The sequence below is a fragment of the Moraxella sp. CTOTU48717 genome, assembly GCF_032057165.1.
In the GTDB taxonomy this organism is placed as follows: Bacteria; Pseudomonadota; Gammaproteobacteria; order Pseudomonadales; family Moraxellaceae; genus Faucicola; species Faucicola tetraodonis.
This window is the reverse complement of sequence record NZ_DAMBBC010000004.1, coordinates 115591-128873: the sequence shown is the minus strand read 5'-3', so window position 1 is coordinate 128873 and position 13283 is coordinate 115591. Positions and strand designations below refer to the sequence as shown.

The window sequence follows — 13283 nt, the reverse complement described above, 5'->3', positions numbered from 1 at the left end:
CTTGATAACTTTTTTGATGAATTTTTTGATAACTTTCTTGATGCCTTTCTTAATAGTTTTCTAGTATTTTTAGCCAAATCTTTGCGGATTTAGCGCAACTACAATGCCATTACTTTACTAAACTTTGCATCAAATTGCTAGCGTCTGACCGGTAAGATGTGACAAATGCTGTCGCGTGTCATCGGTCAATTTTTCTTTATCCAGTTTGAGATAAGCAATGTTTTCTTTTGGCATCATCACTATCTCATCCACACCGTCAATCGCCAAAATTTTCTGTGACCATGCAGTTGTGTCAATACCTGTTGGCAGGGTAATCGTTAGGCTGGTCAAATACGGGGGGGATGCAATCGGCAGAATAAACAATAGCGCAATAACCGTCACGATGGCGAGCACTGTCCATGACAGCCACATCGGTTTGGTGAGCAAAATACCGCCCATGGCACCGCCCACAAAAGCACCCAAAAACTGTGCAGATGAGTTAATACCCATTGCCGTCGCTTTGTTGGCAACGGGCGCGCGTTTGGAAATCCAAGACGGAATGGTCGCCTCAAGGCTATTAAAGCCAATGTAATAAACCGCAAGCCCAATAATTAAACCCACAATGGTCTGACTAGCCACCGCCAAAAATACCAATCCCGCCACCAAGGTCGCTAAAGACGCCAAAAACACGGCGCGCATTTGCCGTTTTTTTTCTGCGATGATAATCAGTGGAACCGCAATGATAAAACCCAATAATAGTAGCGGCAAATACACAAAACCTTGCTGCGCCACCGTCAAACCGAGCACATCATGAAACTGGTGCGGCAATAAGGTAAACATCGCTGTCATTGACAGATGCAGCGCAAAAATCGCCAAATGCAACCGGTTAATATCGCCAATTTTTAATACGTCAGCAAACTGTGCTTTAACTGAGTGATTATTGAGATTGTGCTTTAGCACCCGATTTGGGGTGGGCACGATCCACAGTAAGCCAATGGCGAAAATCGCGGACGCCACTGTCACCCAAAACAAGCCTGAGATATCGAGCACATGCGTCAAAATCGGACCGAGCCCAAATGCGACCATCACCGACATGGCAATGGTCAGCCCCATGGTTGCCATCGCTTTGGTACGATGCTCTTCACGGGTCACATCCGCAAGCAGTGCCATCACTACCGCTGAAACCGCACCACTGCCTGCAATCAAACGCCCCAATATCACCATATAAATATCTGTTGATAAGGCGCAAATCGCTCCCCCAAGCGCAAACACCAATAACCCTGCAATGATAATCGGTTTACGCGGATATTTGTCCGCCAAAAAACTCATGGGAATCTGAAAAATCGCCTGCCCTAAACCATAGATACCGATCGCCAATCCAATCAAAAACGGCGTGGCGTGTGCATATTGTGTCCCATATACTGCAAACACAGGCACAATCATAAATAGTCCGAGCATTCGCAAAGCAAAGATACCGCCCAATCCTGCAATCGCTTTCTTTTCCGATGCATTCATGGAGGCGTTATGACTTATATTTCTCGACGTTGATTTTACTGACGTTGATTTTACTGACATGGTGGCTCACAAAATTTTGCCAAAAACGGCTTATTATATGCCTAATTTTTATCCCAGAGAATTTATTGGCAATAAAAATTATTTTAGCCTTATTATTTTGGCTTTATTGTTTTAGCCCCATTATTTTAGCATTGCGTAAGCGGTTACCATGATGGCTAAAATCACTGCGATAGCAATCATCAGCCACATCACATTTTTTTGGTTGTCAAAAAATCCTCGCGGTGACTGCTTGATAGATGATGATTTTGGGGTAGCCACTAGCGCGCCCTCTAACGGGCTATGCTTCACTTGGGTGGCGATTTTTTGCTGTTTTTGCGCTTTTTTGGCGTCAAGTTGCTGTTGGCGTTGTTGTTTTTGTGCCAATTTTTGCTGTTTGGCTTGTTGTTGTAGTTGGCGTTGTTCTTCAAGCTTAGCCTGTTTTTGTCGCGCTTGTTCGGCAAGTTCTGCTTGTTTACGTGCTGCTTCTTCGATGGCTAACTGCTCAGCTTGCTGCTGCTCGCGGAGCTGTTTATCGCTATAGCGGGCGTGAAAATCATCCATCACGGCGTTATCAATTTCGCTTAAGGTGAAAGGCATTTCATTTATTACTTCAAGCGCATCATGCACATCAACGTCGTACACGCCCGAGGCTTTGGTAGTTTTGCCATCGGCAGTGAGTTTTCTGGGTACTTGGTAATCGGCAAGGCGCTGCTGCAAGTGGTTTTCCATTTGTCCGATGGAGTCGGTGCGACCTGTCATCGCTAATGCCCAATCATTGATTTCGGCATGATTTTCGCTATTTAATTGCTGGATGATATCGCTCGCGTCTTCAACAAGGCTGATTTTAGCAAGCAGCTGACCGGGTGAGACGGCGATATAAACCTCACCTGGGGTGGCTTGGCGTTTGAGCGATGCAATGGCTTGGGGGTTGCATTGTAGGCAGTTGGCTTGTTTGTTTTTGAGTGTGTGACCTTTTGGGCATGGCGGTACACCGTAAGCAACGAGCGCGCCATTTTCTTTCATTTTGGCTTTGTATTCTTTGCTCGATAGTCCGCTGGCGTCAAAGGTTTTGTCCATTGGGATATGGTGGCTTTTTAAGAAGTCGGTTTGTTCTTGGGTTAACGTTGCCATGTTATTGTCTCAAATTTTGCAGTCACAAATTTTCTAGTTCCTTGATTCAATAAAGTATAGCAAGGTTTGAGGGTTTTATAAAAAATAAAAAATCGCTCATGTGAGTGATGATTTTATTTAAGATATTTCCAACACTTGTGTTAATAGTGTCATCAGCTTCATTGTCCGCACGTTTACAACCGCTTGCAATAAACGCTATGTTTTATCTAGTTATGTTAATTTTACGAGTATGAAAAAAGTATGACAGTGAGCCAAAAGCAATTTATGATTAACAGAATTGATAACTTAATCAGTTGATAGTTTCTCGTAATATTTGGTCAAATTTGTTGAAATAGGTTTCAAAATTAAACTTGAAACCCCCACCCATTTCCCCCATTAAAACCCCATCTTTTTACCCAAATTTCCCACTTAAAAACACACAATAAGAAGCTCAATATGGCACAGCACGACGCAATCAAAATTCGTGGCGCACGCACCCACAATCTCAAAAACATCGACATCGACATCCCCCGCGACAAACTCGTCGTCATCACAGGATTATCAGGCTCGGGCAAGTCTAGCCTAGCCTTTGATACCTTATACGCCGAAGGACAACGCCGCTACGTCGAGAGCTTATCGGCTTACGCTCGCCAGTTTTTATCACAAATGGAAAAGCCCGAAGTCGATAGCATCGAAGGGCTGTCACCTGCCATCGCCATCGAGCAAAAATCCACCAACCATAATCCCCGCTCCACGGTAGGTACCATTACCGAGATTTATGACTATTTGCGTCTGCTGTACGCCCGTGTCGGTACGCCCATGTGCCCAGAACACCACCTGCCGATGGTCGCGCAAACCGTCACCGAAATGGTCGATACCGTCATGGCATTGCCCGAAGATACCAAGTTGATGATTCTCGCGCGCGTCGTCGATGACCGCAAAGGCGAGCATATCCAGTTGATGGAACAGCTAAAAGGGCAAGGCTTTGTGCGGCTACGGGTCGATGGCGAAATTTATGATATTGACGATGTGCCACCGCTTGCCAAAACCTTTAAACACACCATTGATGTGGTGGTTGACCGCTTCAAAGTACGGGATGACTTGGGTAATCGGGTTGCCGAAAGTTTGGAGACCGCATTACGACTCGGTAGCGACATTGCCATCTTGCATGACATGGACGCTGAGTTTGAGGATAAAATTTTGTCCGCCAAACATAGCTGCCCTGTCTGCGATCGCTCGGTTGCTGAGCTTGAACCAAAATTGTTTAGTTTTAACAACCCCTATGGCGCGTGTCCCGTGTGTGATGGCTTGGGCAAACGCCAATATTTTGCTGCCGAAAAAATCATCGGGCATCCTGAAAAATCGCTCAACCAAGGGGCGATTCAAGGCTGGGATAAACGCCATGCCTATTATTTTGGCTTGCTGACCACCGTTGCCGAGCATTATGGCATTGACATGGAAGCGCCTTGGCAACAACTGGATAAAAAGCACAAAGATGTCATTTTACACGGCTCTGGTAAAGACAAAATGACTTTTAACTTTGTCGATGAACGGGGTCGCAAATCTACCAAAACCGTGCCATTTGAAGGGGTGTTGCCGTATATGGAGCGCCGTTACCGCAGCACGCAAAGCAGCATCGTGCGAGACGAGCTTGCCAAATACCTTGCCGATGCCACCTGCGATGCCTGTCACGGCTCACGTTTAAACGAAATCGCTCGCCATGTCGAAGTCAGCGACCGTACCGTTGCCGAAATGGTCAAGCTATCGATTGGCGAAGCGATGGCATATTATGAGCAATTAAAACTCGAGGGCGCAAAGGGCGAAATCGCCGCCAAAATTATCAAAGAAATCCGTGAGCGCTTGGAATTTTTGGTGAGTGTGGGCTTGGATTATCTTACTCTTGCCCGCTCTGCCGAAACCCTATCGGGCGGTGAAGCTCAGCGGATACGCCTTGCTAGCCAAATCGGGGCGGGCTTGATGGGCGTGATGTATGTACTCGATGAGCCATCAATTGGCTTGCACCAACGTGACAATGATCGCTTGCTGCAAACGTTGACTCGGCTCAGAGATTTGGGCAATACCGTGATTGTCGTCGAGCATGACGAAGATGCCATTCGCCTAGCCGACCATATCATCGATGTGGGCATGGGTGCTGGTGTGCATGGTGGCAGTATTATTGCAGAAGGGACGGCAGAAGACATTGCCAAAAATCCCGAATCATTAACGGGTCAATATTTATCAGGCAAAAAGAAAATCGCCGTGCCAACCGTGCGTCACCGAGCCAAAATCGCCAATGACGATAAATATGAAAAAATGCAAGACTCCGCCATTCCCTTAACCAAAAACCAAGCGAAAAAAGCGGAAAGCGAGAAAAAAGAAAAAGCCAAAAAAGGTAAAGTCGAAGCCAAACCCTTGATGCTGACTTTAACAGGGGCAAAAGGTAATAACCTTAAAAACGTGACCTTAAACTTGCCGATTGGTGTATTTACTGCCATCACAGGTGTGTCGGGTTCGGGTAAATCGACCTTAATCAACCGCACCTTATTGCCACTAGCGACCACACAGCTCAATAACGCTACCACGCACGTTGCCGAAGAGTTTGACAGTATTACTGGGCTAGAACATCTGGATAAAGTCGTCGATATCGACCAAAGTCCGATTGGGCGCACCCCACGCTCCAATCCTGCCACCTATACGGGGGTATTTAGTCCGATTCGTGACCTATTCGCCCAAGTGCCGGAGTCCAAAGCTCGTGGCTATCAAGCAGGACGCTTTAGCTTCAACGTGAAAGGCGGGCGCTGTGAAACCTGCCAAGGCGATGGTTTGATTAAGGTTGAGATGCACTTTTTGCCTGATATGTATGTGCCTTGCGATGCGTGTCAAGGCAAACGCTACAACCGTGAAACCCTTGAAATCACCTATAAGGGCAAAAATATCAATGACGTGCTCAATATGACGGTGGAGGATGCGGCAGAATTTTTTGAGGCGATTCCGGCAATTTACCGCCGTTTGCAAGCCCTACAAGAAGTCGGCTTAGGTTATATTCGTTTAGGTCAGTCTGCACCAACCTTGTCGGGTGGTGAGGCGCAACGGGTGAAACTTGCCAAAGAGCTATCCAAACGTGATACCGGTCAGACCTTGTATGTGCTCGATGAGCCGACGACAGGTTTGCATTTCCATGATATCGCCAAGCTCCTAGACATCTTGCATACGCTACGTGATCGAGGCAATACCGTGGTGGTGATTGAGCATAATCTCGATGTGATTAAGACGGCGGATTGGATTGTAGATTTGGGTCCTGAAGGCGGTTCGGGCGGTGGTGAGATTATCGCTGAGGGTACGCCAGAGGACGTGGCGGAAAACGCGCGCTCGCATACGGGGCGGTTTTTGAAGCCGATGTTGCAAGCCTAAGTTTGTTACCAGCGTAGGTTTGTTACAAGCTTAAGTTTAGCGGTAAGGGTTAGTACGTTGTCGTCTAACCCTTTTTTTAACTGCTCATCATTCTGTGACTTGATATTCATTGATAATACTTTACATGTTGACCTAATATTTACACAATGAAACGAGATAAGGATATTGCGACATATCCAGGGACAAAAAAACGTCAAGGAACGATAAGGATGCTAGGATGATTTTATTTAAAGGAAAAACCAACGATCTTGAAACCCTATTTCCCCCTACCCTAAAACTAGATGGTCAAATCTGCGTGCGAAATGGTATGAGCATTCGCAGTAAATTTATGATTGGTATCTATGATATTGCCCTATACTTGGGTGAAATGACTGAAGATGCCGAAACAGCCATTACTGCACGCTATGCCAAGCAATTGCGCATGGTGTCTCGCCGCAATATCAAAGGCTCGTTACTGGAAAACGCCTTCAAAGACGGCATTAGAGCGAATAGTAGCGAAGAAGAATATCAGAAAATCGCCTCAGTGATTGATGACGTGTTCGGTGAGTTGTTCAAAACCAACACCATCAAAGAAGGGGCAATGTTTACGATTGAGTTTTCGCCAGAGCATGGCGTTCGTTTAAATTATGATGAGGTTGGCGATCTTCCTTATATCAAAGAAGAAGGCTTTGACCAAGCTATTCTTCGTGCTTGGTTAGGCGATAAGCCTATATCACTTGAGATGAAAAAGGATTTGCTAGGTCAGCACTAATGTTACACTGCTTATTTTTACACTTCCCATGTTTTAGACTTCCCATCAAGCATCGGAAGTGAATCTAGCTAATTGATAGTGCCAGTAACTTTTTTACTAGTGTTACTAGGGTTGTATTTATTGCAACCCTATTTTAAAGATGAATAGCGGCGTTATTGATATGTTTGGCGTCATTCACTAGGATAACTGGGTATTCATCCCTTACCCGCCTAGTTTTCTTTGATTCGATAACAAGTAAGTTGGTGTTTTTCATTTTTATCCCAATTTTTTATCCCAATAGCGGCAATTTTTTTGCTTTGATTCTTTTACCCTATCGTCCATCAAGGGTTACTACAATACTATGTTTCTTTTTGAATGGGTATGCTAGTCTAAAACAAAAAAAATCAGGCAGCTTATGAAACCACTTGCGCAAAAGCCCACTAAACCAATCCTATCAACCCGTAACACGCCGCAAACCTTTACCCTCAATAAGCTTGCCAAACCTATCGTGCGCGATGATATTTTTTCGTTGCCGCCTGCTGTGTATGGCACTATCTATTTGACGCTAATTCCGCTATTTGGCTTTTTGTACAGTACCTTGCCAAATATGCAGTTTAACCATGAAAACGTGGGCTTTTTGGAAGCCATGTATTTTAGTACCATCACGGTGACCACCACTGGGTTTGGCGATATTACCCCAACCAATACCTTTACACGGGCGTTTGTGATGATTGAAGCGACCATTGGTGTGGTGTCTGCAGGTTTGTTTTTAAATGCGATTACCTATCAGCGTGAAGAAAACATGAGCAATCTGATGGACGCCTATGAAGCAAGAAAAGAAATCTCTTATGCCTTTGCGCGTCTGCATAGTCATGATAGTTTGATTACGCTTAACATGAATACTTATCTAAACCGCGTTAATCAACTACTGGGCATAGAATCAGAGCAAACCCCAGTGGCGCAATCTGACCATGAGGGTCGCGCTAATTTAAACCGCTCGCCTGATTTGCCCGCGGCGCCTGACGCCAAAGTCCCTCAGCAGCTTATTGGTATTCATGAGCCTATTCCCGAAACGCTAGCATTTACTAATTTACAGCACTTATTTAATGCCTCGGCACGCTTGACCGATGACCCGCGCAAGCCGTTGATTTGGTACTATTATCAAGCCTTGGATGAATTGGTCAATAGTATTGAGAATTTGGTGCGTGAAACCGAAACCTATCGCTGGGCAGATTTGGAGTCGATTTGTATTCAATATTTAAGTGATATCAAATCCTATGACTCTAGCAGCTATATTTTGGCAGAGCCGAATTTTGAAAAGCAGCTTGCGGATATCCAAGCCCAGCGCCAGCAAGACATGTTACTTATCAGCGAATATCCAAGTGATAAAGCGGTTGAGCTGTCGAACGAAAATAGTTTAAACCCGTATATTATTTTGTTTATGGGTATTCAGACCACCATTGATTTTATCAAAAAATTCCAACTTCGCTATCAAGAAATTATGCAGACTATCTAGCTTTCAAGAAATCATACAGACCATTTAATTTTATCGGCTCATAAAAAAACACCCCACATACCGTGAGGTGTTTTTTTTACTCAATCAGTCAATGAAGAATTAGTGACCAAATTGGTTGGCAGTATTTTTGGCGCCGCCCGCTTTCAAGGCGTTCTCACCCGAGAAGATTTCTTTGTGGTCATCACCGATGTCAGAACCTGCCATGGCTTGGTGTTTAACTGCCGCAACGCCTTCGCGAAGTTCTTTACGTTGTACTTCTTCAACGTAAGCTAGCATACCTTTATCACCGAAGTAACCTTTTGCCAACTGGTGCGTACTTAATGCCGCAGTGTGGAAAGTAGGTAGGGTGATCAAGTGGTGGAATACACAGGCTTCACGTGATGCATCAGCTTGGAAGGTGCGCGCTAGTTCATCTGCAGCGGTATTCAACTCAGTGTTGTCGTAGTCAGCAGACATTAAGTTCGCTTTGTCGTAAGCTGAGATGTCTTTGCCTTCTTTTTCCCATTTTGCGATGACTTGTTTACGGAAGTTAAGCGTCCAGTTGAATGATGGGCTGTTGTTGTAAACAAGCTTAGCATCTGGCACTTGCGCAGCGATACGGTCAGTCATTGATTTGATATGCGCGACGTCTGGTGTTGGCGTTTCAATCCATAGTAGATCAGCACCGTTTTCAAGGGCAGTCACACAGTCAAGTACCACGCGGTCAATGTTGGTGCCTTCGCGGAATGAGTACAAGCCGTTTGGCATACGAGTTGGGCGAACCAATTTGCCATCACGTTTTAATAGCACATCGTACTCGCTTGCATTTTCTAACGTCACTTCTTCAACTTCTAAGAAGTCTAAGTATTGTGAAGCAAGGTCGCCTGGCTCACGTGACACAGGAAGTTTTTGCGTTAATGATGCACCTTCAGAGTCAGTACGAGCAACGATTACACCATTGTCAATGCCAAGCTCTAAAAACGCATAACGAATCGCGTTAAGTTTTGCGATGAAGTCTTCGTGTGGTACGGTGACTTTACCATCTTGGTGACCACATTGTTTAGCATCTGATACTTGGTTTTCAACTTGGATAGCACAAGCACCGGCTTGGATCATTTGTTTGGTGAGCAAGTAAGTCGCTTCTTCGTTACCAAAACCTGCATCGATGTCAGCGATGATTGGCACGATGTGTGATTCAAAGTTGTTAATTTTGTCTAAGATAGCTTTAGTGTCTTGACCTGCTTCTTGCGCCGCATTTAATTCACGGAAGTAATCGTTTAATACTTTTTCGTCCGCTTGACGTAAGAAAGTGTAGATTTCTTCGATTAATTTTGGCACAGCGGTTTTTTCGTGCATAGATTGGTCAGGTAGTGGACCAAATTCTGAGCGAAGCGCAGCAACCATCCAACCTGAAAGGTAGATATATTTACGTTCAGTAGTACCGAAGTATTTTTTTACCGCATACATGGTTTGTTGACCGATAAAGCCATGCCATGCACCAAGAGACTGGGTGTATTTTGATTTGTCAGCATCATAAGCTGCCATATCACGACGCATGATGTCGGCAGTGTATTGAGCGATTTCTAAACCTGTTTTGAAACGGTTTTGGATAACCAAACGCGCAGCATCATTTTCGCTGATGTTTTTCCAGTTACCATATTTGGCTTTTAGTTCGCGGATATGGTCAATCGCTGAAACGTAAGTTGACATAGCAGTCTCCTGTTGAGGACGGTGGGATAAAAAAACTTAGGATGATTGTTGTGTTGTAATAAAAGTAAAAGTCTTAAATAAGCCAATATTTAGTGAGCGTTAAACACCGAAAATATAAATAATGTTTAAGACACAAACTAAATATCCAAAATAGGCTAACAATTTTTTTTAACAAAATACGTGATATTTCTTACAGTGATATTAAATAGTCTGTTAAAATTAAGAATTCTATTTTGGCACTAATAAAGCTTTAAGTTGGCTTAAATAATGGAATGAATGCACTATACCCTTTAATTCATAATTTAGCTATTTAATGATTTGTATCTTTAGTATTTATTTAAAATATAGTATAATATAATCAATAACTTAAGTTTTATTGCTAGGTTTTAATCCTGTTAAAACTAGCGGTTTTAGCCTTTTTTTCTTAACTTTTAACTAGACAAACAGTAATTTATGGATTTACAACGTGTGGATTTGAACCTTTTGGTGCATCTTGATGTGTTACTTCGAGAAAAAAATGTCACCAGAGCCTCTGAGCAACTCGGCATTACCCAACCAGCCATGAGTAATATTTTACGTCGTTTGCGTAAGTTGTTTAATGATCCGTTGTTGATTCGCTCATCTGAAGGCATGACACCGACGGAGCGGGCGCTTGAATTACAGCCGCGGGTACGCGAATTGTTAGCGGATTTAACCCAGCTATTAGAGCCGCGTACTGAGTTTCGTCCTTATACCTCAAGTCGTGTGTTTCGGATTATGACGTCAGATTATGCTGAAGCGACGCTGGTGCCTAGGCTAGTTAAAGCGCTGCGCAGTGAAGCCCCAAACGTGATTTTAGACTTCTTAACGCCATCGGATGTCTCCTATCGAGATATGGAGCAAGGGCGTGTTGATTTGGCGATTAATCGTTTTAACGAGGTACCGCAAAGCTTCCACCAAGTGCTGATTTGGCGTGATACTTTTAGTTGTTTGTTGTCGGCTGATAGTCCATATGTCAATCGCTTTAACCTAAAAAATTATCTTAAAGCTCAGCACGTTTGGGTCTCTAAAACAGGCATGGGTGTAGGTTTTGGGGTCAATCCCGAAAAATCTGGTGGACTTGGCTCGATTGATGCGGCGTTACAACGCCTCGGTCAAAAACGTCAAATCAGTGTCTTTACCCGTCATTATCAGATGCCTGCGATGCTCACCGCTAATAAAGATTTAATTGCTACGCTGCCGACTCGGGTGGCGCGCATGCAGGCAAATAATGATGATATCGTGATTAAAGAGCCGCCATTTTTTATTCCAGAGTTTGAATTGACGATGGCATGGTCGCCACTATTACAGCATCACCCTGCGCATCGTTGGTTACGTCAGTTGATTCAACATGTGTCGCGACAAATCATCGCCGAAGAGCGCATCAAGTATCCGCTCCAAACTGCGATTCAAGACGGTTCGCTGCATACCCAGCCCATTGATTTGGTTGAAATTGATCCTGACCGTCAATGAGGGAGGGTCAGACAAGCTGCTTATAGGACTGGTCTAGGATTGGCAAATTTTATCCACCCACAGCTCATACGGATATTTTCCTAAATGTCCGTAACGTCCTTTTTCAGTCACTCGCCCTTCAATGCAGACAGGTAAACTAATCGACACGCCCGTTTGACCTTGCGCTTTGGCATACTCGGCTAACAGGTTGTTTGGGTCAAATACATGGTATTTGGTCGTACCGTCATTAAATTCAGATTGCTCTAAGCTTTGGGTAAAGGTGCCGTTTAGCGTCAGCGTTTTTTTGGGTACACTATCAATGCTTTCTTTGATATCGCTTAATTTACCATTTTGCAGCGATTGGTACGCCACGCCGGCGCAACTTGCCAATAAGCCAATTATTGCCACACCACCGCCCAACCATGCGGCTTTTTTACCCTTTATCTTGTTAGTTAGCATGGTGTTTTCCTTATCATTGATCACAAACTCATTGGTATAAAAAAATGATAGCAATATTCGTTGCTATCATTTGTAGGTTTTATTTATCGTTACACTACCCTTGGGTAAATAGCTTAGCGAATATAGGTATGGTCTTCAGGATTAGTCACCGGCTGTGTCAGCGCTTGGGTTGGTAAGACTTTCTTAAGATAAAAATACCCTAGCATACCTGCCAATAATGACCCTAAAATAATGCCAAGTCGTTCGTCAAACGGTTTGACCTCAAGTCCCGCAAAGGCAAGCCCACCAATAAACAAACTCATGGTAAAGCCAATACCACATAAAATCCCCACGCCAAATACTTGTCGCCAGTCAACATTGGTAGGCAAGCTAGCTAACCCAAGCTTGACGCCAAGCCAACTAAATAGCATCACCCCAATCGGCTTGCCTAGCAGCAGTCCTAGTGCGATACCGAGCGGTACCGTATGCAATAGCGAGGATATCCCCGTACCTCCGAGATAAATGCCCGCATTAGCAAACGCAAAAATCGGTAAAATAATAAAACTGACTGTGTCCTGCAAGTCATGTTCAACCGATTCGAGGGGTGAATGCTCAGGGTGCTTGTTGTCTGTCATTGGGATGAATAGCGCAAGCAGCACACCGGCAAGCGTCGCATGTAGCCCCGACTTTAACATGGCTGCCCATAGCAAAACGCCAATCATTATATAAGCGGTGGTGCGGGTGACGTTAAAGCGATTCATGAGCCACAATATCACCAAACATACCCCGACCCAAGCCAGTGCCGCCATCGACAAACCCGATGAGTAAAATAACGCAATAATGATAATCGCACCGATATCATCAAAAATAGCAATCGATGCCAAGAATACTTTGAGCGCGGCGGGCACGCGATTGCCCAGTAACGTCAGCACACCTAAGGCAAACGCGATATCTGTCGCCGCCGGAATCGCCCAACCTTTCATCAACTCTGCGTGCTGATAATTGAATGCGGCATAAAAAATCGCAGGTACCATCATACCACCGACCGCAGCAATCGCAGGCAAGACGACTTTTTTGACCTCTGATAGCTCACCCACTAGCATTTCCCGCTTAAGCTCAAGTCCCACTAAAAAGAAAAACACCACCATCAAGCCATCGTTAATCCAATGTAGTAAATGATGATCGATACTAAAAGAGCCGATTTTTATCGAAATAGGCAGATGCAAAAAGTGCTCGTATATGTCACTCATCGGAGAGTTTGCTACCACCATCGCCAACACAGCGGCAAACGCCAACACGATACCCGCAGCCATATCGTGTGCCAAAAATTTTTTAAATTGGTTAAATACTATCATCTGTCTAAAACTCTTTTTAATACCATCTTTT

The 13283-nt window shown here is 44.4% G+C and carries 9 protein-coding genes; 4 read left to right on the top strand and 5 right to left on the bottom strand.

Features of this window, described 5'->3' with window-relative positions; all coding sequences use genetic code 11:
* Positions 1 to 129: 129 nt before the first annotated feature.
* Both RT084_RS04150 and RT084_RS04145 read right to left on the bottom strand, forming a co-directional pair.
* Positions 130 to 1494, bottom strand: a complete 1365-nt coding sequence (locus RT084_RS04150) for an MFS transporter (protein ID WP_050325778.1) — start codon at positions 1492 to 1494, stop codon at positions 130 to 132.
* A 180-nt stretch (positions 1495 to 1674) separates the two neighbouring features.
* Positions 1675 to 2664 carry a hypothetical protein gene (locus tag RT084_RS04145; RefSeq protein WP_312383930.1) on the bottom strand — a complete coding sequence of 330 codons (990 nt, stop codon included), beginning with the start codon at positions 2662 to 2664 and terminating at the stop codon, positions 1675 to 1677.
* A 435-nt stretch (positions 2665 to 3099) separates the two neighbouring features.
* Here RT084_RS04145 and uvrA point away from each other — a divergent pair, with 435 nt between their 5' ends.
* The 3 genes from uvrA to RT084_RS04130 all read left to right on the top strand — a co-directional run bounded on the left by uvrA (position 3100) and on the right by RT084_RS04130 (position 8300).
* Positions 3100 to 6054 (top strand): excinuclease ABC subunit UvrA, encoded by a 2955-nt coding sequence (uvrA, locus tag RT084_RS04140; RefSeq protein WP_312383928.1) that lies wholly within the window; start codon positions 3100 to 3102, stop codon positions 6052 to 6054.
* Between the two features lie 217 nt (positions 6055 to 6271).
* Positions 6272 to 6805, top strand: a complete 534-nt coding sequence (locus RT084_RS04135; protein ID WP_312383926.1) for a chalcone isomerase family protein — start codon at positions 6272 to 6274, stop codon at positions 6803 to 6805.
* A gap of 394 nt (positions 6806 to 7199) precedes the next feature.
* Positions 7200 to 8300, top strand: a complete 1101-nt coding sequence (locus RT084_RS04130; RefSeq protein ID WP_313097708.1) for a potassium channel family protein — start codon at positions 7200 to 7202, stop codon at positions 8298 to 8300.
* Positions 8301 to 8399: 99 nt separating this feature from the next.
* Here the strand turns inward: RT084_RS04130 and RT084_RS04125 are convergent, their stop codons facing one another.
* Positions 8400 to 9989, bottom strand: a complete 1590-nt coding sequence (locus RT084_RS04125; protein WP_138018803.1) for an isocitrate lyase — start codon at positions 9987 to 9989, stop codon at positions 8400 to 8402.
* Positions 9990 to 10442: 453 nt separating this feature from the next.
* On the opposite strand from RT084_RS04125, the gene RT084_RS04120 reads away from it, so the two are divergent.
* Positions 10443 to 11480 carry a LysR family transcriptional regulator gene (locus tag RT084_RS04120; protein ID WP_007116083.1) on the top strand — a complete coding sequence of 346 codons (1038 nt, stop codon included), beginning with the start codon at positions 10443 to 10445 and terminating at the stop codon, positions 11478 to 11480.
* Between the two features lie 33 nt (positions 11481 to 11513).
* Here RT084_RS04120 and RT084_RS04115 read toward each other — a convergent pair whose 3' ends face one another.
* Both RT084_RS04115 and nhaA read right to left on the bottom strand, forming a co-directional pair.
* A complete protein-coding gene (locus tag RT084_RS04115) occupies positions 11514 to 11918 on the bottom strand; it encodes a hypothetical protein (RefSeq protein ID WP_313097707.1) in 405 nt (134 codons plus the stop codon).
* A 113-nt stretch (positions 11919 to 12031) separates the two neighbouring features.
* Positions 12032 to 13249 carry a Na+/H+ antiporter NhaA gene (nhaA, locus tag RT084_RS04110; RefSeq protein ID WP_409418404.1) on the bottom strand — a complete coding sequence of 406 codons (1218 nt, stop codon included), beginning with the start codon at positions 13247 to 13249 and terminating at the stop codon, positions 12032 to 12034.
* Between the last annotated feature and the right edge of the window lie 34 nt (positions 13250 to 13283).